Annotated in this window: 18 protein-coding genes; 10 read left to right on the forward strand and 8 right to left on the reverse strand. The window is 64.0% G+C overall.

Annotated elements, in window-relative coordinates:
• Positions 1-9: 9 nt before the first annotated feature.
• Positions 10-357: a hypothetical protein gene (locus QMG25_RS00285; RefSeq protein ID WP_283456159.1), complete on the reverse strand. Its 348-nt coding sequence runs from the start codon at positions 355-357 to the stop codon at positions 10-12.
• A 453-nt stretch (positions 358-810) separates the two neighbouring features.
• Here QMG25_RS00285 and QMG25_RS00290 point away from each other — a divergent pair, with 453 nt between their 5' ends.
• The 5 genes from QMG25_RS00290 to QMG25_RS00310 all read left to right on the forward strand — a co-directional run bounded on the left by QMG25_RS00290 (position 811) and on the right by QMG25_RS00310 (position 5,557).
• Positions 811-1,542, forward strand: a complete 732-nt coding sequence (locus QMG25_RS00290; RefSeq protein WP_283456161.1) for a response regulator transcription factor — start codon at positions 811-813, stop codon at positions 1,540-1,542.
• Positions 1,533-3,158 (forward strand): sensor histidine kinase, encoded by a 1,626-nt coding sequence (locus QMG25_RS00295; protein WP_283456162.1) that lies wholly within the window; start codon positions 1,533-1,535, stop codon positions 3,156-3,158. Before QMG25_RS00290 ends, QMG25_RS00295 begins: the two co-directional genes overlap by 10 nt.
• A gap of 71 nt (positions 3,159-3,229) precedes the next feature.
• Positions 3,230-3,877, forward strand: coding sequence for a hypothetical protein (locus QMG25_RS00300; RefSeq protein WP_283456164.1), 648 nt, complete (start codon positions 3,230-3,232; stop codon positions 3,875-3,877).
• Positions 3,878-3,949: 72 nt separating this feature from the next.
• Positions 3,950-4,657, forward strand: coding sequence for a YcnI family copper-binding membrane protein (locus QMG25_RS00305; protein ID WP_283456167.1), 708 nt, complete (start codon positions 3,950-3,952; stop codon positions 4,655-4,657).
• Between the two features lie 165 nt (positions 4,658-4,822).
• Positions 4,823-5,557: a DUF4232 domain-containing protein gene (locus tag QMG25_RS00310; protein WP_283456168.1), complete on the forward strand. Its 735-nt coding sequence runs from the start codon at positions 4,823-4,825 to the stop codon at positions 5,555-5,557.
• A 20-nt stretch (positions 5,558-5,577) separates the two neighbouring features.
• Here the strand turns inward: QMG25_RS00310 and QMG25_RS00315 are convergent, their stop codons facing one another.
• Positions 5,578-6,147, reverse strand: coding sequence for a hypothetical protein (locus QMG25_RS00315; protein ID WP_283456171.1), 570 nt, complete (start codon positions 6,145-6,147; stop codon positions 5,578-5,580).
• Between the two features lie 224 nt (positions 6,148-6,371).
• Here QMG25_RS00315 and QMG25_RS00320 point away from each other — a divergent pair, with 224 nt between their 5' ends.
• Together QMG25_RS00320 and QMG25_RS00325 are read left to right on the forward strand one after the other, a co-directional pair.
• On the forward strand, positions 6,372-11,354 hold the full coding sequence (locus tag QMG25_RS00320) for a DNA glycosylase AlkZ-like family protein (RefSeq protein ID WP_283456173.1): 4,983 nt from the start codon (positions 6,372-6,374) through the stop codon (positions 11,352-11,354).
• Positions 11,347-12,192, forward strand: coding sequence for a DNA-formamidopyrimidine glycosylase family protein (locus tag QMG25_RS00325; protein ID WP_283456176.1), 846 nt, complete (start codon positions 11,347-11,349; stop codon positions 12,190-12,192). Before QMG25_RS00320 ends, QMG25_RS00325 begins: the two co-directional genes overlap by 8 nt.
• Here the strand turns inward: QMG25_RS00325 and QMG25_RS00330 are convergent.
• A complete protein-coding gene (locus tag QMG25_RS00330; RefSeq protein ID WP_283456179.1) occupies positions 12,175-12,828 on the reverse strand; it encodes a hypothetical protein in 654 nt (217 codons plus the stop codon). The two genes, QMG25_RS00325 and QMG25_RS00330, sit on opposite strands and share 18 nt — an antisense overlap.
• Positions 12,825-14,303: a WXG100 family type VII secretion target gene (locus QMG25_RS00335; protein ID WP_283456181.1), complete on the reverse strand. Its 1,479-nt coding sequence runs from the start codon at positions 14,301-14,303 to the stop codon at positions 12,825-12,827. The genes QMG25_RS00330 and QMG25_RS00335 overlap by 4 nt, the downstream gene beginning before the upstream one ends.
• A 210-nt stretch (positions 14,304-14,513) precedes the next feature.
• Between QMG25_RS00335 and QMG25_RS00340 the strand changes: the two genes are divergently transcribed.
• Positions 14,514-15,440 (forward strand): pseudouridine synthase, encoded by a 927-nt coding sequence (locus QMG25_RS00340; protein ID WP_283457329.1) that lies wholly within the window; start codon positions 14,514-14,516, stop codon positions 15,438-15,440.
• A 60-nt stretch (positions 15,441-15,500) separates the two neighbouring features.
• On the opposite strand, the gene QMG25_RS00345 is transcribed toward QMG25_RS00340, so the two are convergent.
• From QMG25_RS00345 to QMG25_RS00355, 3 genes are all read right to left on the reverse strand, one after another.
• Positions 15,501-15,806 carry a hypothetical protein gene (locus QMG25_RS00345; RefSeq protein ID WP_283456182.1) on the reverse strand — a complete coding sequence of 102 codons (306 nt, stop codon included), beginning with the start codon at positions 15,804-15,806 and terminating at the stop codon, positions 15,501-15,503.
• A gap of 203 nt (positions 15,807-16,009) precedes the next feature.
• A complete protein-coding gene (gene ppc / locus QMG25_RS00350) occupies positions 16,010-18,817 on the reverse strand; it encodes a phosphoenolpyruvate carboxylase (protein WP_502866331.1) in 2,808 nt (935 codons plus the stop codon).
• 148 nt (positions 18,818-18,965) lie between these two features.
• Positions 18,966-19,517: an SRPBCC domain-containing protein gene (locus QMG25_RS00355; protein WP_283456184.1), complete on the reverse strand. Its 552-nt coding sequence runs from the start codon at positions 19,515-19,517 to the stop codon at positions 18,966-18,968.
• A 119-nt stretch (positions 19,518-19,636) separates the two neighbouring features.
• Between QMG25_RS00355 and QMG25_RS00360 the strand changes: the two genes are divergently transcribed.
• A complete protein-coding gene (locus tag QMG25_RS00360) occupies positions 19,637-20,449 on the forward strand; it encodes a DUF1684 domain-containing protein (protein ID WP_283456187.1) in 813 nt (270 codons plus the stop codon).
• 581 nt (positions 20,450-21,030) lie between these two features.
• Here the strand turns inward: QMG25_RS00360 and QMG25_RS00365 are convergent.
• Positions 21,031-22,455 (reverse strand): hypothetical protein, encoded by a 1,425-nt coding sequence (locus tag QMG25_RS00365; protein ID WP_283456189.1) that lies wholly within the window; start codon positions 22,453-22,455, stop codon positions 21,031-21,033.
• 151 nt (positions 22,456-22,606) lie between these two features.
• Between QMG25_RS00365 and QMG25_RS00370 the strand changes: the two genes are divergently transcribed.
• Complete coding sequence (locus QMG25_RS00370) at positions 22,607-22,906, forward strand: type II toxin-antitoxin system RelE/ParE family toxin (RefSeq protein WP_283456191.1); 300 nt, start codon at positions 22,607-22,609, stop codon at positions 22,904-22,906.
• The last annotated feature ends 6 nt before the right edge of the window (positions 22,907-22,912 follow it).

The following is a 22,912-nucleotide window of genomic DNA, read 5'->3' on the forward strand; positions in this document are numbered from 1 at the left end:
ACAGTTGGGCTAATGGGCAGCAGCCGGAGCCGGGACAACGGGGGCCGGCTCGGGCACCGGCTGCTGTGTGGCCTGTTCAGCGGCCACGCGGGCGGCGTCCTCAGCGGCTGCCTTCTCCGCAGCTTTCTCTGCGGCCGCCTTCGCCGTGGCTGCTTTTCCCGCTGCAACCTTTTCAGCGGCAGCCTTCTCGGCTTCGGCCCGGACCTTCTCGGCGTACTCGGCGGAGGCCTTTTCGTCGGCAAGCCGCTTCACCGCTGCCCGCTTCGCAAGCAATGCCTTGGCCTTCTTCGCAAGCATCCACACCAGCACGCCTTCATGGTCCACAACGCACACGAGTGTCTCGTCTTGTTCAAGCATGGATTCGCCATCCTCGGCACATTCCGTTAGCAAAACGCTCACCGGCGTGGGCGTTGGGCTGGGCGATGGGCTCGGTGTCGGAGTTGGGCTCCGGGCCGCCAATGCAGCCGCGCCTTCAAGCGCTGCCGCCTCGGCAGGAACAGTATCTGCAGGCGGCAAAACCAATGCCCCAAGCCAGGACCGGCGGCCGAAATGAATGAGTAAACGGTGGAGAGAATCAGAAAGAGCGCAAACAACACCAGCCACGCACCAAATCGTCGCCGTAATCCCCCATGATTTCGTTGGGCGCCAAGTGGCTTTGCTGGTCCCGACAGACGAGTTGTATGACATGTTTTTCCTCAACACGCGGATTTTGAACGGAAGGCCGCAGAACGGTGTCCGTTTTTTGTAAATCACAGACTACATACAGGGGCCACCCAGCCTGCTATATGACGAATGTCAGATAATGGGGTCATGGCATCTCCCGCTTCAGCACTCCCCAAGCTCACCCGGGCCGACGGCGGGCCCATCCGCGCCTTGGTGGTCGACGACGAACCGGAGCTGGCCGACCTCATGCGCAGGGGCCTGGAAATCAGTGGCTGGGATGTGGCGGTGGCCCATGACGGCGTTGCCGCGCTGAGGCTTGCCCGCGAATTCACCCCCGATGTGCTGGTCCTGGACATCATGATGCCTGGCATGGACGGGGTGGAGCTGCTGGGACGCATCCGCACCATCCACCCGGACGTGCCGGCCCTGTTCCTGACTGCCAAGGACGCCGTCGCCGACAAGGTCGTCGGTTTGCAGGCCGGGGGCGACGACTACGTCAGCAAGCCCTTCAGCATGAAGGAAGTGCTGCTGCGCCTGCACCGGATCGTGCAACGCTCCGGCGTCACCGCCCCGCAGTTCGCCTTGCTCACCGTCGGGGACCTTGCCCTTGACAAGGACACCAAGTCAGTTCAGCGCAACGGCGTGGACATCCCGCTGACTTCCACCGAATTTGAGCTGTTGAAATTCCTCATGGAAAACCCCCGCCATGTCCTGAGCAAGGCGCGCATCCTTGAGCGGGTGTGGGATTACGATTTTGGCGGCCAAAGCAACATTGTGGAGCTGTACATTTCCTACCTCCGCAAGAAAATCGATGCCGACCGGGAACCCATGATTCACACTGTCAGGGGCTCCGGCTACGTGATCAAGCCATGCCCCTGAACCCCGCCGTCGACGGGACAGGGCCCGCAGGGAAAAAATTTGCCGGGCCAAGAAAGAGCTTGCACCCGCGCAGCTGGCAACTGAGCACCCGCCTGGTCGCCGTCATGCTTGCTCTGCTGACAGTGATCTGCGCCCTGGTGGGCTTCGTCAGCTACACCACCTTGAGCCTGACAATCAACACCCAACTGGACACTTCGCTGCAGCAGGCCACGGTGCGCACCATCGCGTTTTACACCAGCCCCACCCCGAACGGCTCGCAGCCGGACCCCCTCGATGCCCGCGCCACCAGCGCCGGCCAGCTCAGCGCGGTCTTGAGCAACGGCGTCGTGCACTATGCCGGCATCCTTTCCAGCACCGGCACGCGCCAGCAGCTCACCACGTCCGACGCCGATGCCCTCGCCTCCCTGCCTGCCAACGGCGCGCTCAGCAGCGCAAGCCTCTCCCTCGGCAAATACCGGCTCCAGGCCGAGTCGGCCCCCAACGGCGACACCCTCATCACCGGCCTGCCGATGACCTCCACCCAGCAAACCCTGTCCGCCCTGGTGCTCGCGATCGTGCTGGTCTCGCTCGCCGGGCTCATGGCGCTCGGATGGGCCGGCACCACCATCATCCGGCGCAACTTGCGGCCCCTGGAGCAACTCTCGGACACGGCCACGAAGGTCGCCGTGTTGAGGCTCGACGCCGGTGAGGTCGCCTTGAGCGCGCGCGTCCCGGACGCGGTGTCCCACCCGGGCACCGAAGTGGGCAATGTGGGCAACGCGTTCAACGCCATGTTGGAGAACGTGTCGAATGCCTTGGAAGCCCGCCAGCTCAGCGAAACCAAGCTGCGGCGCTTCGTTGCCGACGCCAGCCACGAGCTGCGCACGCCACTGACGGCGATTCGCGGCTACGCCGAACTCCTCTCGATGACCGAGCCGCTGAGTGCCGACGGCCAAACAGCCCTGGGACGAGTGCAGGACCAATCGGTGCGCATGAGCCGCCTTGTCGAGGACCTGCTGACGCTGGCCCGGCTGGACGAGGCGCAACAGACCGGCCATCCCGCCGCCAACGGTGGCGTCTCCGCAAACGGGACTGTGAAGGCTGTGCCGAACCCCGTCAACATGAGCCCGTTGGTCATGGAGGCCGTCCGCGACATCCAGGTGGCCACGCCGGACCACCGTTGGAGCTTCACGGTGCCCGACGAACCTGTCGAAGCCCTCTGCGACGAAACCGCCCTGCGCCAGATAATCGTGAACCTGCTGGGGAACGCCGCCAAGCACACCCCGGCCGGAACTGCCGTCCATGCGGCACTGTCCCAGGCGCCCGACGGCGGGTGCCTCATGGAGGTCAACGACACCGGCCCCGGCATCGACCCCGCCTTCCAAGAGATCATCTTTGACAGGTTTTCGCGGGCAGACCAGGCCCGCACCTGCACCGCGGGCAGCACGGGGCTGGGCCTGAGCATTGTGCAGGCGATCGTGCGGTCCCATGGCGGAAGCGTGGCCGTTGCCAGCACGCCGGGACACACGGTTTTTTCCGTGTACCTGCCGGGCACAGCCGCTGGCGCATGCCCGGGCGCGGAACTTGGTGCGGACTCGAGCGCAACCCCTGCCACGCAACCCGGCGCAGCAGATTGACGCAACAAAAGATGCAAAACGCGGCCCTTCCCGGATAAACTGGCGAGGTTGGTCAAATCGAAGGGAGCAGTGTGCCGCACTCTCCTTTCAGGCTGCTTCGAACCACCTTGGTGGGGGCCACAGTCCTCGGCCTGGCTGCCGGCGCGCACCTTGTGGGCGGCGGAACCCTGCCGGCTCCGGCCATCATGGCCGCCATCTTGGCGCTGCACATCCTGTGCTCAAGCATTGCCACCAATTTCCGGCTGACACCGGCCGCCATGGTCGCGTTGCTGGCCAGCAGTCAGCTTGTCCTGCACCAGGGCTTTGAAATGCTCTCCCACGGCAGCGCGGCAAACCCCGCTCCCGGCGTGGCGGCAATGGACCATCAAGCAATGTCTCCCGAGGCGCATGCTTCGGCCATGATGGCCTCAACCACCGCAGTCGGTGCCCAGGGCATGGAAAGCATCGGCCAAGCAGCACACATGTCGGTCTGGATGGGCCTGGCACACGTCGCCGCCACCCTGACCGCCGCCGGCTTGCTGGCCTACGGCGAAAACGCCCTCTGGTCCCTCGCCGGCTGGCTGCGACCGCTGTACAAGCGCGCCGCCGTCGTCCGAGTGCTGCCGGCGCGGCCAACGCTCCCCAGCATCATCATGCGCCCGCTGCCCTGCGTGCCGTGGCGCAATCAACCGCCCGACACCCGGCGCGGTCCGCCTCTTTCGGCAGTCGTTCCCGCATAGCACCCTTCGAACTCGTCGCGGGGTGCCCCTCCCTGTCTTCATGCGCTTGCGCGCTTTCGAAAGGTTTCACCCATGCGTTTTTCCCGTACCCTCAAGTCCACCGCCGCCATCGGCACCACCGCCGGCCTCATGATGCTGGGCCTCGGTGCCGCGTCGGCCCATGTCAGCGTCACCCCCAATGACACGGCCGCCGGCGCCTACTCCTTGGCCACCTTCTCGACGAGCCACGGCTGCGACGGCTCACCCACCACGGCCATGACCATCACACTGCCCCAAGGGCTCGACGACGCCACGCCCACTGTCAACCCGAACTGGACCATCAGCAAGAAGATGCAGAAGCTTGACACCCCGCGCACGCTGGAAAATGGCAGCAAGGTCAGCGACCGCACGGAGTCCATCACCTACACTGCCAAAACCCCGCTGGTGGACCACGAGCGAGACACCTTCACGCTGTCCGTGAAGCTGCCCGACGCCGCCGGCACCACCTTGAATTTCCCCACCCTGCAAAAGTGCGAATCGGGCCAGACCGACTGGAAGGAAATCCCCGCCGAGGGTGCCGACCACGACTCTGTTGAGGCCCCCGCCCCTGCCTTCGCCGTCACGGAGGCTGTGGCCGACGACGGGCACGGAGGCCACGACGCCGCCGCTTCCACCGAAACCGCTGCATCTCTCACGAACGACGCCGGCACCTCCTGGGCTGTCTGGGTGGGTCTGGGTGCAGGGCTGGCCGGGCTGATCCTCGGTGGCTTGGCGTTCCTGCGCACCGGCCGCAAGGCGTAACCTGCCTGAGCGCCGATAGCCTTCCCTCGCACGGGTCAGCCGCCCTGCGCACGGTGTGACTTCGCTGCGGGCGCCACCCGCAGCGAAGTCACATTTTGACCATCGTTCTTCGCCTTGGCGGCGGGGCCGGTTGACTCTGAAATCCATGCGCGAAAAAGTGGTGGCATGATTACTGCACCGCGGGACCTTGCCAAGCGAAGCCATTCCACCAAACTGCATGGAACGAAGTTGCTCGCCCTGGCCGCTGTGCTGGCGTTGGGCGGCTCCTTGGCCGCTTGCACTCCGAAAAGCCCCGAGGAAACGGCGACCACCTCGGCGGGCGGCCCCAGTTCATCCGCCAGCGCCAGCCCCACCGCCGGCGCAACCCCCGACGCTTCCCCCAGTTCGACTGCCGGCGCGACTGCCGGCGCAACGGGTGCAGCGACGTCGGCCCCGGCAAGCCCGCCGCCGCCTCCCAGCAGTGCGCCGGCAAGCCAGGCGACGGAATTGTGCACGGCAGCCGAGTTGACAGGCTCCTTGGACGACACCGGGGGCGGTGCAGCGGGGCATATTTACATGAAACTGATTCTCGCCAACTCCTCGGGCACCGACTGCATCTTGGACGGCTACCCCGGGGTGTCCATGGTCAGGGCGGGCACCATCGACCCCATCGGCGCACCGGCCGTGCGCGACCCCCAAGCGCCCTCCAACGGCCCCATCCCCTTGGCGCCCGGACAGAGCGCGTCCGCCGTCCTGAGCTACTCGCAGGCAGGGAATTACCAGGGGTGCCAGCAGGTTCAGGCGGGCTCAGTCCTTGTCTATCCGCCCAGTGCCTTTGACAGCTTGGAAATCCCCCACCCGCTGACGGCCTGCAGCAACGCGAACATCGAACTGCTGACCATTGGTGCTTTCCAGCCCTAGCGCTAGACCCGGGCCCGGGTCTAGGGTCGAAGCGCTTCTTCGGGATCGAACTCTTCAAAGACGCCAATGAAGTCCGGTTCGCTGTCCTGGGCTTCGCGACGTTTGCCGTGGCGCAGCACGTAGAGTTTGTTCGCTGCAAAGGCCAACACTGCCGTGGTCGCCAGGTGCATGGCCCCTCCCCACACATCGGCGTGGATAAGCATGGTCAGGACAGCGGTGAAGGCCACGGCGCCGCCGACGGTCATGAGCAGTCGCAGCCGTTCAAAATAGCCATACACGCCAATCCCGGCGCCCAGAACCAGCCAGGGGCCGGCTCCGTGCAGGAACGGTATGAGGGCGCTCAACACGATGCCCAGCAACGTGCCGCCCAGAAGGTACAAATAGTGGTTGCGCGGCTCGATAAACCATGAGGGATTTCGCCACAGCCAGACGGCGCTCACGGCGCCAACCAGCAGCGAACCCACCACGAAGAACCGCGCATCGGCGCCGTTGCCGCGTTCAGCGACCATGCTGATGGCGCCGGCAACCAAAAAGAGCAGCGACAATCCAAGCAAGGGAACCCAGTTGTTTCCAATGTGCCGTGTCTTCACTGCGTTTGCCGTCCTTGCCGTTCCCTGTGTTGGAGGCGCTACCGGGCATGCACAAGGCATCGGACCGGCAACGGCATCCCTTGCCACTCCTACAGCTAGATTACCGCCCGCCACCGCCACTCGTTGACTGCACTCGCCCGATCACGCTCCGATTCATCCTTTCATGCAACGAAACGTCTCCCCCAAGCGATTGGGACCCATCGCAGTGCCACAATGTTGGTGCCATGCGGCATGATGGATCCGTGCAGGAAACCACGTCCCACGCCGCCATGAATGAGTTCGCAGCACCCACGCGCGAATGGTTTCTTGGTGCCTTTGGCGCTCCCACTCCGGCGCAGGCAGGCGCCTGGGCGGCCATTGCCGGCGGGGCACATTCATTGGTTGTGGCACCGACGGGATCCGGCAAGACGCTCGCCGCCTTCCTGTGGGCCTTGGACGGGCTCATTGCCAGGGCAGGCACGCCCCTGGCCGCTAAACAAGGGGACACTAAAGAAAAAGAAGGGGATGCAAAACGTGGCACCCGCGTCTTGTACATCTCCCCGCTGAAGGCGCTCGGCGTGGACGTGGAACGAAACCTGCGCGCGCCGCTGATAGGCATCACACAGACCGCCACACGCCTGGGTTTGGACGCCCCGCAGGTCAGCGTCGGCGTGCGCTCCGGCGACACCCCTGCCAATGAACGCCGGCGCCTGCTCAGCCATCCGCCGGATATTCTGATCACCACGCCAGAGTCGCTGTACCTGATGCTGACCGCCAAGGCTCGCGAAACCCTCACCGACGTCCATACGATCATCATCGATGAAGTGCACGCGGTGGCCGGTTCCAAGCGCGGCGCCCATTTGGCGCTTTCCTTGGAGCGTCTCGACGCCCTGCTGGAAACTCCCGCCCAGCGCATTGGCCTTTCGGCCACAGTGGAGCCGCATTCAACGGTGGCACGCTTCCTCGGCGGCAATGCGCCGGTGACCGTGGTGGCCCCGGCAAGCACCAAGAACTGGAACCTGGCCGTCACCGTCCCCGTTGCGGACATGACGGAGTTGCCCCCGCTGCCCTCGGCCTCCGGCGTCGACCCCGGCGCAGCGCCCGCTTCCGGCCTGCAACCCAACGTCTCCATCTGGCCACACGTGGAAGAAAAGATCGTGGACGCGGTGCTGGCCAAAAAGTCCACCATCATCTTCGCCAACTCCCGACGCCTGGCCGAGCGGCTCACCGGCCGGCTCAACGAGATCTATGCAGAACGCCTGGAGCTGGCGGCCCTCGAGGCATCCGCTGGCACCGACGACGGCGACGACGCGCACCTCGCCGCAGCCACGCACCGCACCGCACCCGCCGGCGCCGGGTGGCGGGCCACCGCTCCGTCCCCGGCGGAAAAGCCGCCCGGGGACAGCTCCCCCGGCGAAAAGCCTCCCACCCGGCTGCCGGCGGAAATGATGGCGCAGGCCGGGTCCGTGGCCGGGGCTCCCCCTGTGCTGGCCAAGGCACACCATGGCTCGGTGTCCAAAGACCAGCGGGCGCTGATTGAGGACGATCTGAAATCCGGGCGGCTGCGCGCCGTGGTGGCCACCTCATCCCTGGAACTGGGCATCGACATGGGGGCCGTGGATTTGGTGATCCAGGTGGAGTCGCCGCCGTCGGTGGCCAGCGGGCTGCAGCGCGTGGGCCGAGCCGGCCACCAAGTCGGAGAGATTTCACAAGGCATCCTTTTCCCCAAGCATCGTGCGGACCTGTTGCATTCGGCCGTCACGGTGGAACGGATGCTGGCAGGAAAAATCGAATCGCTGTCCATTCCCGCCAATCCGCTGGACATCCTGGCTCAACAGACGGTGGCGGCCACCGCCCTGGAACCATTGGACGTTGATGAATGGTTTGAAACGGTGCGGCGCAGTGCACCGTTTCTGGCCCTGCCCCGCTCGGCGTTTGACGCCACCTTGGATCTGCTGGCCGGACGCTACCCCTCGGACGAGTTTGCCGAACTGCGCCCCCGCATCATTTGGGACAGGACCGCCGGCACCATTGCAGGCCGCCCCGGGGCCCAGCGGCTGGCCGTCACCTCGGGCGGAACCATCCCCGACCGCGGTCTCTTCGGCGTGTTTATCGTCCCCACCGGCTCCCAGGCCTCGCAAGCTCGGCCCGGGCCCCTCGCCGGCGTGGGCCCATCCGAAGACACGGCAGCGTCGCCGGGGACGGCCGCGGCGAACAAGGGCGGGCGCCGCGTCGGCGAACTCGACGAGGAGATGGTCTACGAATCGCGGGTGGGCGACGTCTTTGCGCTCGGCGCCACGAGTTGGAAAATTGAGGACATCACCTTTGACCGTGTGCTGGTCTCCCCCGCTTTTGGCCAGCCCGGAAAACTTCCGTTTTGGAAGGGCGACTCCCTGGGCCGTCCGGTGGAACTGGGCCGGGCGCTGGGCGCGTTCATTCGTGAAATCAGCGCAGCCCCGCGTAAAAAAGCACTCGCCCGGTGCACCGCCACGGGCTTGGACGAGTGGGCGGCCAACAACCTTCTGGGTTACCTGGATGAGCAAAAAGCCTCCACCACCCAAGTCCCCGATGACAAGACCCTCATGGTGGAGCGCTTCCACGACGAATTGGGCGACTGGCGGGTGGTGCTGCACAGCCCTTTCGGCATGCCGGTCCACGCGCCGTGGGCCTTGGCCATCGCCGCACGCCTGCATGAACGCTACGGGCTGGACGGCTCAGCAATGGCATCCGACGACGGCATCGTGCTGCGGGTTCCACTCATGGACGACGAACCGCCCGGTGCCGACCTTTTTCTCTTTGATCCCGAGGAACTGGACGGAATTGTGACCGCCGAGGTGGGCGGTTCGGCACTTTTTGCCAGCCGTTTCCGCGAATGCGCCTCCCGGGCGTTGCTCCTTCCCCGGCAAAATCCCGGCAAGCGCTCCCCCTTGTGGCAGCAGCGCCAGCGCTCCTCCCAGTTGCTTGACGTGGCCCGGAAGTACCCGCAGTTCCCCATCGTGCTGGAAACGGTGCGTGAATGCCTGCAGGACGTCTACGATCTCCCTGCCCTGAAATCCATTGCCGCGAGCATTGAACGCCGCGAACTGCGCATCGTGGAAACCACCACCAACGAGCCGTCGCCCTTCGCCCGCTCGCTGCTCTTTGGCTACGTGGCCAGCTTCCTGTACGAAGGCGACTCCCCGCTGGCCGAGCGCCGCGCCGCCGCACTGTCCTTGGACCCCGCCCTTCTTGACGAGCTGCTGGGCCGGGCCGAGTTGCGCGAGCTTCTGGACCCTGACGTCATTGCCACTACCGAGTCCCAGCTGCAGCGCATCGCCCCCGATCGCCGCGCCCGCGGAATGGAAGGCGTGGCAGACCTGCTGCGCTTGCTCGGCCCGCTCACCGAGGACGAAGTTGCCGCCCGGCTGCAACCGGTGGTCATCCCCACCGCAGATTCTGCGCCTACGGACAATCTGGCGGAGGCGAGTGCGCACTTGAGCGAGCTGGTCGCCGCCAACCGCGTGCTGCGCGTGAATATGGCGGGCGAGCCCCGCTTTGCCGCCATTGAAGACGCGGCGCGGTTGCGGGACGCACTCGGCATCCCGCTGCCCATGGGCGTGCCGCTGGCGTTCATTGAACCGGTGGCGGATCCGCTGAGCGACTTGCTGGGTCGCCATGCCCGCACCCACGGACCCTTCACGGCTCCGGAAGTCGCCGTCAGGCTGGGACTGGGTGTCGCCGTCGTGCTGTCAGGGTTGGCGCGGTTGGCGGTGGACAGGCGCGTCACCGAGGGCGAATTTTTGCCCCAGCGCGCCGAAAACGGGGCATCCGAATGGTGCGATGTCCAAGTCCTGCGGCAGTTGCGCAGCCGCTCCCTGGCTGCCTTGCGAGCCGAAGTGGAGCCGGTTGACGCCGGCACCTTTGGACGTTTCCTGCCGGCCTGGCAGCACGTCACCGCAGCATCCAACTCCCCAGCACTGCGTGGATTGGACGGAGTGTTGACGGTGGTGGACCAGCTCGCCGGCGTGCCCATTCCGGCGTCGGCCTGGGAGTCCCTGGTACTGGCTGCCCGCGTGGCCGACTACGCCCCCGCCATGCTGGACGAGCTCATCGCCACGGGCGAAGTACTGGTGTCGGGGGCCGGATCGCTGGGTTCCAACGATGGATGGTTGAGCCTGCACATTGCGGACTCGGCAGACCTGACGCTTCAAGCATCCACCGAGTTCACGCCCACTGAATTCCACCACCGCATCCTGGGAGCCTTGCGCACCGGGGGTGCGTATTTTTTCCATCAGCTGCGCGAAATGACTTCCGACGGACCCGACCTTGTTGCCTCGGATGCGGAGTTGACCACAGCCCTGTGGGATCTGCTCTGGGCCGGGAGGGTGGGCAACGATACGTTTTCTCCGGTCCGGGCGTTGCTGGCGGGCGGACACACTGCACACAAGCAAAAACCCGCCCCGTCGCGGCTCCGTCCGGCACGGGCCGGGCGCTACGGCCGTTTGCCGGGCCGGGCCGCAGGTGCCCAACGCGGCGCACCTCCCATGGGCGCCGGGCGTTGGAGCCTGCTGCCTGTTGCCGATGCCGGTGCAGGGACCGTCGGCGAGGCCGCCGCCGTGTCCACCACACAGGCCACCCTGCGCAGCCACGCCTTGGCCGAACTGTTCCTGGACCGGTACGGGGTGGTGACGCGCGGTTCGGTCATGAACCAAGGCATTCCCGGTGGTTTCGGGCTCATGTACAAGGTGCTGGCCCGCTTGGAGGAAAGCGGAAAGTGCCGCCGCGGCTACTTTATTGAGCACCTTGGCGCCGCCCAATTCGCCGTTTCCGCCACCGTTGACCGTTTGCGAACCTTTGGTGAGGACGCCGCCTTGCAGGCCAAGGCTCCCCAAGCGTTGGCCTTGGCGGCCACGGACCCCGCCAACCCCTACGGCGCCGCGCTGCCTTGGCCGCCGTTGGATTCCGGCCACCGCCCGGGGAGGAAGGCCGGCGCCCTGGTGGTCATGGTCCACGGCGCCCTGGTCCTGTATGTGGAGCGCGGCGGCCGCACGCTGCTGTGCTTCAACGACGACGAAACAACCATCGGGCTGGCTGCTGCGGCCCTGGTGCGGGTGGTCAAGCGCGGGGCCATCGACAAAATGGCCATCGAGAAAGTGAACGGCGCCGACGTGCTGGGGACACCGCTGGCTCGGGCATTGCTGGAACACGGTGCCTACAGTTCCCCGCGGGGAGTGCGGATTCGTGCCTGAAGGCGACACCGTCTGGCGGCAGGCCCGTGATCTGCGCGCAGTGCTTGAGGGGCAGATGCTGGCCTCGAGCGACTTCAGGGTTCCTGCCTTCGCCACGTTGGATCTCAGTGGCAAGACCGTCTCAGCCGTTGAATCGCGCGGCAAGCACCTGCTCATGCACGCAGGCGGGCACGTCATCCATTCGCACCTGTCCATGGAAGGGCACTGGGACATTTATCCGCTGGCCGCCGGTGGCCGGGCTGGCCGCTGGCGCCGTCCGGCGTTTACGGCACGGGTGGTGCTGCAAACCGAGTTCGTCTCGGCAGTCGGCTTCTCGCTGGGACTGCTGGAAGTGGTGCCGGCAGCGCACCTGGAAGACGTCGTCGGGCATCTGGGGCCGGACCTGTTGGGGCCGGACTGGGACGCTGGCGAAGCCCTGCGACGGCTGCTCCTCGCTCCCGGACGGGCTGTGGGGTTGGCACTTTTGGACCAACGCAATCTTGCCGGGATAGGCAATGTGTACCGCAACGACCTGTGTTTCCTCGGCGGGGTGCATCCGGCCACACCCATCGGGGAGGTGGCCGCTCTGCCGCGGATGGTGGATCTGTCCAAGCGACTCTTGGAGGCCAACAAGGACCGGTCAAAGCGCTCCACCACGGGCGGGCCGGCTAGGGGCGAGGCGGCCGCGTGGGTTTACGGTCTTGCCGGGAAACCCTGCAAAAGGTGCGGGTCGCTCATCAGGTACGGCACCTTGGCAGACCCGCTTTATCCCACCCAAGCGGCCCGGGACATCTACTGGTGCCCGCGCTGCCAGCCGCAGGACCCAACAGGCCAGAACCCGTCAGGGCAGGGGCTTTGAGACCGTGACGACAATGACCTGGACGTCCTTGCTTCCGTCATAGGAAAGCTCGTAGCCCACATCGAAGCCGAGCTTGTCGCCGCTGCCCAGCGAGTAGTCGCTCTTGCGGCCCGGATCGGCTTCGGTCGAGTCCAGCCACCGCTCGGCAGCGTCGCTGTCCATGCCGTAGGCGGCAACGCCGTCCTGGACCAGCTGTGCATAATCCGGTAGGTTCGTGGCGGTCAAGAAGTAATACATGACGTAAATGTCCGGCAGGGAGCTCGTGGAGGTGAAGCGGACATGGTCGGTTTCCGCTGAGAGGATGCCGTTGCTGCCTTGGACGGACAGTGCAAGCTTGGTGCCGTCCGGAGCCACCACGTCCGGGGCAATGGCTGAGCCGGACAGGCCAACGTCCGCCTTGGCAATGGCATCCCCGGTGAAGTCGAGGCGCATGACGCCGCTTTCCTTGATCCGGGCCACCCCGTCGGCGTCCAGCTGCGAAAATTCAGTGTCCTGCATGGTGCTCTCCTGGGTTGTCTTGGTGGGCTCGCCGATGGTGATGCCGCAGGCCGCAAGTCCGCACACCAGCACGGTGGCCGTTGCGGCATGGCCCACCCGGCGCATGGCAGCCGCTGTGCCGCTGTGAAAGTCCGTCATTGCTTGAATCCGATCTCAAATCCAGTCACGATCCGCGTGGTGATGGGTCCGATGTTGTTGGTGGGGCGTGCCTGCTCAACCCGTCCGTTGAAGTCCGAGGCAACGATCTCCCGGGCCCTCTCCGGGTCCTCGGCCAGCAGCCGCTGGTACGCCGGAAGCGTGGCCTGCTTGATGAGATCCCAGCGCTGGTCCGCGTTGGCAATGTTGCCATCAGGCAGCGGCGTGGTGATTTCCACGGTCCCCTGGAGCGGGTTGTCCCACGGCGTGAAGGGAATGTTGGTGGTGCCAGGTGTTTCAACCGGAACTATCAGCGGGAACACCTCCGGGTAGCTCTTGGCGCCGGGGATCGAAGGTTCCCCGACCAGTGTCACCATGTATGTCACGGCAGGACCTGTGACGGGGTGTTTGTACATGTTGTCGTAGTCGTTGGCGATGATCTTGTTTTGTTCCCGGTCCAGCAGCATCGTGTTGCCCATCTGCACCTTCGCCGGATCCTTGCTGTCAATGTATTCCCAGGCCTTGGCGGTTTCAGGGGTGATGGCACCGGAAGCAGCAAGCCTGTTGATCTCCGTCATTCCGCCGTTTTCATAGGCCATGTGCTGTCTCGCCTGGTCAAGGAAAATCTCCTTATTCATGTCCAGCATGGCAGTTTCGTAGAACTTGACATCTTGATCGGTCATCGCCGCCGCTGCCCGAAGCATTTGCAGGTCCGCCAGCGGAATGTTCTTGATCGGCCCGTTGACAATCTCCCGGGCGATGCTGCGAATCATGTCCATGTCCTTGAAGCCTCCTGCAAAGGAGGGCCCAATCATGTTGGCCATCCCGGCCCATTGCAGGTCCGGGTTGGCCAGGAATTGCTGGCCATAGAAGTCGTAGACCTTTTTGATCGTGTCCCAGTTGGCGGCTGTCCCCTTGGACGTGTCCCACGTGGCGGGGCCAATGCCCATGCGCTCCATGGCCATGTTGTTCCAGTAGCCGCTGAGGAAATCCTTGTACTCTTCCGACTTCACCGGTATCAGCCCCGACGCCACCGCGGCGTCCATGGTCGCCTTCGCATCATCGGGGTTTTGGGCCGCCCACTTCTTGAATTCCGCGCTGCCCAGGTACTTCAGCCGTTCTTCCGGTGTCATGGCGTCGAGCTTGTCCAGCTGGGATTTCGACGGCGTCCCGCCAGTCCCCGCGCACTGTACCTTCCCGGAGAGGCTGCCGACAGAGCTGGCCTGGTCTTGTTCATCGGCGTTTCTCGCCAAGTCCTTCGAGGCGTTCTCCAGCCCCTGGCACACCGAGGTGATGACCTTCTTGTGCGATGACCACGTCTGGCGGAAGTGCTCGGCGTCGGGCCCGTGCCACGCCACGCTGCCCGCCACTGATGTCAGGGTGAACTGGATCCGGCGCAGCGATGCCGACGCACCTTGAAAGTCCTTGGCCAGGGCGCGCAAATCCACCGGGTCGGAGCCAAGAAATTCTCCCGGCATGCAAGGCCCCCTCGTGGTCAATGGATTCCCGGCACCGGAGCAATGTCGATGCAGTGTTTGCCGGCTGGGCACCGGCCTGAAAACACCAACACTAGCAATGCCCAGCAACTCTGCCCATGGGAAGGACTCCCCACACCTCCATTGCCGCGGGGAGGGGACGTCCCGGCCGTGTTCGGGACTTCCCCCGGGCCTCGGTACTATTTAAAGGTGATGAAATCTCCCCTTCCCGTCCGCAACGGCGTCAATGCCACTCGCATGCGCATGCCTGAAGAGGGCCCGTGGGCAACGGCCATGGACTACGTGCTGGAGAAGTTCGGCCACGTGGACCCCGCGGGCATTGTGGACAGGTTTGAACGCGGGGAAGTCAAGGCGCTGGGCGGGGAAGTCCTCACCCCCACCACCCCGTTGAGCGAGCACCTGTTCATTTGGTACTACCGCGAACTTCCGGTGGAAGATCGGCTGCCAGTGGAGCTCTCTATCCTGCACCAGGACGAAAATCTTGTAGTGGTGGACAAGCCGCACTTCCTGCCGACCACCCCCGGGGGCATGTACGTCCAGGAATCGGCATTGGTGCGGTTGCGTGTGCTGCTGGATTTGCCGGACCTGGTGCCGATCCACCGGCTGGATCGCATGACGGCGGGCGTGCTGTTGTTTTCAGCCAATCCGGAAACCCGCGGCAAGTACCAGCTGCTTTTTGAAAAACGGCGTGTCGAGAAGACCTACCGCGCCGTGGCGCCGGTGCGCGAAGAGCTGGAGTTCCCGCTGGTGGTGCGCAGCCGCATGGTCAAGTCGCGCACCTATCTGCTGGCGCAGGAGGTGGCCGGCGAACCGAACGCCGAGACCAGGATCGAGCTCATGGACACGCGGGTTGACGCGCCATCAGGGCAAACCTTTGGCCTCTACGACCTGCAGCCGCACACCGGCAAAACCCACCAGCTGCGGGTGCACCTGGCTGCACAGGGGATCGGCATCCTCAACGACACGTTCTACCCGGTCCTGCAAGACCAGGCCCCGGACGACTACACGAAACCCCTGCAGCTGCTGGCCCGGAGCATTTCCTTCGTCGACCCGCTGACGCACGAACCACGCCGCTATTCGTCCAAGCTGGAACTCGCCGCGTTCCCGAACCACGCCTGAACCGGACACGACTGAACCTGACAGGCCTGAGTCCGGCACATGTGAGCCCGGCACGGCTGGTCAGAGCACGAGCCACTTTCCGGCGGAACGGCGGAAGGTGCCCAGCGCACCCGTGTTGGCCACGGTGTTCACGCCATGGGCCATGGAAACCGCTGCGTTGCGCGCTTGCTGGTTCTCGGCGTCGTACTCGCTGGCCTCCACCATGAAGCGCACGGTGATGCGCGGGGTTCCGGCGACAATGTCCAGCTGGTTGGCTTCCACCACGTGGGCTGCCCCCACTGCGGAGACGGCCATGTCCATGACTTCTTCAGGGGCGTGGCCGGGGCGCAGGCCGGTGATTTGGAGGGTGGCGCGGAAGGAAGGCATTGCTCCAGCCTAAATGAAGGTTGCCCACCGGGAGGGTAGATCATGGGCGGTGGAGCCGGCGTTTTTTGAAAGTCCGGCGTTGCGGAAACTTTCAGCGTTGGGCCCGGCATGCTCTCGGCTGCTTTCCGATCCTCGGCCGCGGGCGGCCTCCGGTCTCCCTGACGCAGCCTACGAGCACACCGGGCCCAACGCTCACGCGCTGCCTATCCCGTGTTGCGCAGGCCGGCGGCCACGCCGTTGATGGTGATCAGCATGGCCCGCTGCAACCGCTCGTCGACGTCTTCCTTGGTGATGTCCGCTTCCCGGACCCGGCGCAGCAGTTCAACCTGCAGGTAGGAAATCGGGTCGAGGTACTGGTCGCGGACGTTCAGTGAGCGCTTGAGCAGCGGCTGGTTGTCCAGCAACTCGGTCTCGCCCGTCAGCAGCTGAAGTTCGGCAACTGTGAGGTCGTATTCGGTGCGGATGGTGGCGAAGAGGTGCTGCAGCGGTTCCGGCACCAGGGTGCGCACGTAATGGGCGGCGATGTCCATGTCCGTCTTGGCCAACGTCATTTCCACATTGGAGATGGTGGAGGAGAAGAATTGCCAGTTTTCCAGCATCTCCTTCAGTTCATCCGCGCGGCCTGCCTCGCGGGCAGCCTTCAGTCCGGAGCCCACGCCAAACCAGCCGGGCACGATCTGCCGCGACTGCGTCCAGCCAAACACCCACGGGATGGCGCGCAGGCCGCCAAGACCCGAACCGGAGTCGGGACGCTTGGACGGGCGTGAGCCAATGTTCAGGCTGCCCAGCTGTTCCACCGGGGTGGAGGCCAGGAAGTAGGCCGGCAAATCATCGTGGTCGATCAGGGTCCGGTAGGTGCCGAAGGCGGCGTCGGACATGGTTTCCATGATGTCGCCAAAGCGGCGCAGGTCATCCTCCGAGTGGCGCGGGGCCTGGTGCAGCGCCGAGCCCTGCATGGTGGCAGCCAGCGAGAGTTCAAGGTTTTCGCGGGCCAGTTCCGGCAGGGAGTACTTGTCGGAGATGACCTCGCCCTGCTCGGTGAACTTGATGGCGCCTTCCAGGACGCCGTTGGGCTGGGCCAGGATGGCTTCGTAGGTGGGCCCGCCGCCACGGCCCACGGAGCCGCCGCGGCCGTGGAACATCCGCACATTCACGCCGTGCTTGATGGCCACGTCGCGCAGCTTGCGCTGGGTCTTGTGGATCTCCCACTGCGAAGTCAGCACGCCGGATTCCTTGTTGGAGTCCGAGTAGCCGAGCATGATTTCCTGCACGTTGCCGCGCAGGCGGACCAGTTCGCGGTAGGTCGGGTCGGAGAGCAGCTGGTCCACGATTTCCGCGGACGCGCGCAGCTCGTCAACGGTTTCAAGCAGCGGCGCGAAGCCGATCTTGGCGTAGCGGTTCTCGCCCGTGAGCTCCACCAGTCCGGCTTCGCGAGCCAGAACGGCCGGTGCCAGCACGTCGTCGGCGCCGCGGGTCATCGAGATGATGTACGTTTCGATGACGTCCGGGCCGTACGTGCGCAAGGCGCGCCGCACCACCCGGAAGACGTCGTAGGTGCCGTTGGCGGCGCCGTCGAGCTTGATCGGGTGGCCGGACAAGGGGCGCTGGCTGGCCAATTCGGCGCTGAGCACGCCCATGCGCTCGGCACGGTCCAGCTCTGCGTAAGGCTTGCCCAGCTCGCCGACGCGGTCGATCAGCTGGCCGACGGCGTCATGGTGGTAGTCGGCGTGTTCGCGGATGTCCAGGGTGGCAAGGTGCAGCCCGAAGGAGGCGATGGCGCGGCGCACCGTGGCGAGGGCGCCGTCGGCCACCAGGGCGGCCGAGTTGTTGCGCAGCGAATCCTCCAGCAGTTGCAGGTCCGCCAACAGCTCGGCCGTGGTGCTGTAGTCCCGGCCGGGCACGTGGTAAGCGTCGGCAGCGACCCGCTTTTGGGTGTTTTCCAGCTTGCCCTTGATGCAGGCGAGCTTCAGGCGGTAGGGTTCGTCGGCGTTCAGCTCAAGGAGGCGGGCGTCCAGGCCCGGCAGGTGCGCCACGTCCGCGGCGATGGAATCGGTCAGTGCCGCATCGGCACCGTACAGGGAGCTGGAGTTGGACAGAACGCTCAGCAGCTCGTCGATCAGCACGGTGGCGATCTTGATGGCGTTCTGGTTTTGCAGCACCAGGACTTCGCGCGTCACGTCAGAGGTGACGTTGGGGTTGCCGTCGCGGTCGCCACCGATCCAGGAACCGAAGCGCAGGGGTGCGGCGTCCGAGGGCAGCGACACGCCGTGGCCGGCGAGCAGCTCGCTGAGTTCGGTCAGCACCTCAGGCATGGCGTCGGTGAGAATGTTGTTCAGGTAGTAGATGGCGTTGCGGGCCTCGTCCATGGGTGTGGGACGGACCTTGCGCAGTTCATCGGTCTGCCACATCTGGTCGATAATTTCCGCGAGCTTGCGGTCCTGGCGGGCGCGGGCCGTGCTCCCCTCCTCAGACTCGGTGGAGAGAATATCGGAGAGCTTGCGGACCTTGTCCAGCACGGAGCGCCGTGAGGCTTCGGTGGGGTGGGCAGTGAAGATGGGGCGCACGTCGAGGTCGTTGACAACCTCCTGCAGGGCGTCCTTGCCAGCCTTTTCAGCGATCTCGGAGACGGCCTTGGCCAGCCAGCCGTCCTTTTCACTGCGGCCGCGCAGGCTGCGCACCCGGTGCACCTGCTCAGCGGCATTGGCCAAGTGGAAGTAAAACGCAAAGGCGCGGACCAGATCGGTCGCCTGGTCCAGCGGCAGGGAGGCGAGAACTTCGCGGACCTGCTCTGCGACGTCGTTCGCGCTCCACGGGCCGGTGCCGGTTTCCCCGCGTGCGGCCTCCTTGGATTCCTTGGTCAGCAGTCGCACCTGCTCCACCATGGCGAGCAGTTCCGGGCCGTGCTGGCGCACCAGCGACTCGCCCAGCAGGGTGCTGACGCGGCGCACATCGCGGCGCAAGTCTGTGTCCGGTTCCGCATCCTGGGCAGCACCCTGGGGGTTTGGTTGCATGTCTAAGCTCATGAGTCATCATCCTTACGGTCTGTGATTCTGTAGTGCTCGTATGCGACGTTGAATACGGTGCGCCCCGGGACAGGGCCTTTTGGATCCTACGTGCGGATGGTTGGCGGGTGCCAATCCGTCTCAAATAATGACGCGCTCAGGCAGCGGCGTACAGCGCGTGCGCCTGCTCCCAGCATGGGTAAAAGTCATCCCACCAGTGCTGCCAGTCGACGCTTTTGCCGTCTAGCGCTTCCTGCAAATGATCCAAGTGCACGTGCCATCCGGCCAGCGACATCAACACCACTTCCTCAGGCAGCGAGACCACATTGCCGAAGATCAGGTCGGTGCCATCCCCTACCGGCGTCAGCTCCATGCGGATCCGGCCATGCATGGCGTTGGAAATTTCAAACAGCCGCGGCTCTTCGGCTTCCATGACCCGCCCGTTCCACCACTCGCTTTCGATCCCGTGCCCCTCGTCCTTGATGTTCATCCACTTCAGATCAAAGGACGAGCCGGACTTTGCCTGTCCGCGCACCTTGGCCCACCACATGGGCGTCTTCTCGGGATGGGTGAGCATCTCCCACAGCACGTCCGGGGCCACCGGGTAGTGGCGGGTGAACACCAGCTCCGTGCGCTCATCGTCCAGCACGGTGGCGGTGCCGAGCGGAAATCGGGCCATGTCCCTGTTCATTTGCGCGTTTGTTGCCATGCAGCCATTCTCTCACCGGCGCGCTGGCTCGCCGGAATCGTCCCGACCACCGGAATAGCCACCCGCGCGTGGCCGTTGTGCCTACCGTGGACACCCCGCCTACGTTTCCCAGGAGCAGCATGAGTACCAGCACAAACACCGTAGAACTCGAGCGCCTCACTGCCCGATGGGAGCGTTTTCGCACCGGACGCAACGCCTCGCTGACCGATGCGCACGGCTGGCTCTCGCTGACATCCTTCCAGTGGCTTCCCCCGACCCCGTCCCCTTTGGCGGGCGTCCCAGGATTGTGGAGTTTTGAAGGCACGACGGCGTCACTTACTGCGAGCGTGGAGGACCACCTGACGCTGGTGGAAAGCGGCGAACCGTTGGCGGGCACCATCACTGTGGAGCTGGCCGACGAGCAGTCCCTGCTGTGGGTTTCCAGCGGTTCGGTGGTCGTTGAGCTGGGCAGGCGCGCCAATCGGTACATGATCCGCACCCGCGATGCCCAGGCAGCAACGTTGACGTCCTTCAGCGGCGTACCGGTTTATGACTACAACTCCGAGCTTGTCCTGACGGGACATTTTGAGTCTTACGCCGAGCCGCGGACCACGGTCATCGAGACAGCCAACCCAGAGGTCCCTGGCCTGGCCACGCTGGTGGGCAAGGTGTCCTTTGAGCTGGACGGCACGCGCTACTCCCTGGCTGCCGAGGAGGGCGCGTTGGGTTCGTTGAAGATCACCTTCTCCGATGCAAGCAACAATGTGAGTACCTCCCCTTGGCGCAAAATTGAGCTGACGAAGCCTCGCCCGGACGGCACGCTGGTGGTTGATTTCAACCGGGCCATCAATTACCCCAGCGCCTTCAGTGATTTCGGTACATGCCCTGCGCCCGCGACTGGCAACACCCTGCCCGTGGCCGTCGAAGCCGGTGAGCGCGACCCGCGGAAATAGCTGCCCCGCCGCGGGCCTGGATTTGATGTCGCTTTGGTGGTGTTCTGTGATTGTTCTCTGTCGCGTGATATTTCGAAATCACCTGCAAGCTGAGCGGCGGATTCTGCGGACTTCGCCCGGTCAATCCACGTAGGTGATCAGGCAGGTATTGACTTCCAATGAGGCGTCGATCGCTCGTTCGAATTCGAGTCGAGGTGCCTGTGCCCGGATACAGTTTGACCCGCGTAAACTTCGTCGCATCTGATATCAACGGCCGGACACTCCCGCTCTCGGCGGCCAGTGAACCGGCGTCGAATCGCACCACGTGCATATCCGATCAATGTCACAATGGGCTACTCAGTTGTGTCTCACAACTGACAGTGGGTACATCGATTCAGCCGAAAGGTTTCGAGACATGGTTGCGAGAATCGCCGATTACCAAAGAATGCGCACGATGCGGCGAAATGCTCGGATTACTCGGCCGCAGCGGCAACGTGAGCGGTGAGACGTCTCGCATGACTAGGGTTGCAAGACAATTCAAAGCCGAGCCCTCGTCCGCTTCAGCATGACTGGATCAGATTTCCCAAGCCGTACAATAACTCTCACTCACTTGTCGTACTGCGGCGAGGTTGTCCTTCTAGTTGAGCCGCGAGCCAGCGCGTAACCCCGAGCAGCCCCCACCCTGTAGCGAGAAGACGGTTCTCGAGATCTCGAAAGGACATTTGGTGCTGTTGGGATGAGACTTCCCTGATCTCTGCCGCCTTTCCAGTCAGCGTGCGGATCACGCCTTCGCCGTCAGCCTCAGTTCGAACGCTTCTGTAGTTTAGCGAAATCGAGACTATGGCGGTCCCAACCACCACCACACCGAAAATACCATTGGCCAGCTTCGCGACGATGGCAAAAACTCCAACTGGCGCAAGTGCGCCGATCTCTCCAAAGTACGTCCCAACTGACGAGTAGTAGGCGAAGGTCCACCAACTCGGGTTTCCGGCACTGGAGAACTGAGTAGGCACGAGGGTATGCACCCCAAGGTTGATAAACGTAAAAGCGAGTATGACTTGGAGCGTCAGGCTGACGGCGGCCAGCATGTTCAGGACTATAACCGAAGGCCCTTTGCGGTACTGGTCCAGACATTCGGCCCAGAATTGTAGCAGATGTGTCAGAAGCACGCTGTATCCGGCACTATCCCTGAACTTTTTCGCGTCTTCGACGGTCCAGGACCGGATCGTAACGCGGTTCGGCAACGTTGGTGTCGTGATCTGGTCGATGATTCTTCTCTGCAAAGCCCAGTCGATGAACTTCTTCTGAGCCCGTATGAAAGCAGTCGAGCGGAGCAGGTCGAGCGCAGTTATAGCCAACCACCAAATCAAGGTCAGGGCCATTCCAATGGTGCCCGCGACAACCCATGGCATCTCTGACGAAGAGATCATGAAACCTGAGAGGCATGCGATCGCGAGGGCAATAATGAACGGTCGTGCCCTTGCTCCGATGCTGGTAAAAATTCCAGCGAGACCTACCACCAGAAGGGAGCTGCGCTTCTTGATTAGGAATTTGGGAAGCTTCCAGCCCGACAGCACGAGAGGGAACCCAATGACATAGGCAAGGCTTAGACCAAGTCTCCGCGAGTTGAAAAGTAGTAGAAGCAGCGCGGCCAAGACGAGGACCAGCAGCCATCTGAAGTCGAGAATCCATACGGCTTGAGGTGCGATGGCCGCGAGCATAACCCGGTCGAAGTCGCCGATGAACAATTTGACCACAATGAAGGCCCAGACAACCGAGCCAAACACGTCGAGCACTCGCCGCCAGTCTCTACGCCGTCGCCGTCGCCGCGCGTCACCGCGGCGACGCTGCTTCAATTCAGTTTCAGGAGTTGTCGATGATGCGACATCGGGGTTATCTGCAACCAACCTGTCAATGAGATCCCATACCTCATCCGAAGGAGCATTGGGCGGGGGAGGCGGCCCGTGGCGATAGCTTGTCGAACGGGCATAGACCTTTTGATTGCGAGGCGGCTCTTGCCTGGTCATCAGCGGACTCCCTTCCCTCAGTGATAAACTACTTGATATACTATATCGGTGAAGGGGTGAAGGGGTGAAGGGGTGAAGAGGTGAAGACGAGCAATGTTTCAGAAATGCGCTAGGCTCTGTCAAGCCATGGGCTAGCTATGAAGGGGTGGAAGTGCGGATCGTTTTTGATGACGAGACACTTCGTCGGCTCGCGGAGGATCCGAACTTCAACCCAAGGAAATGGGGTCGAGATGTCATCCGCGCCTACCGCAAGAAGATCCAGCTGATCGATGCCGCGCAGGACGAACGTGATCTTCGCGCTGTCAGGTCACTCCGGCTGGAAAAACTTGAAGGGGACCGAACGGGCACCTCCTCCATCCGCCTGAATGATCAATACAGATTGATTTTGAATTTCATAACCGATGACAGCGGTCGCGTTGCGGTTGTTCTTGAATTAGTCGATTACCACTGAAAGGAG

Source organism: Arthrobacter sp. H35-D1, assembly GCF_030063185.1.
Lineage (GTDB): Bacteria > Actinomycetota > Actinomycetes > Actinomycetales > Micrococcaceae > Specibacter.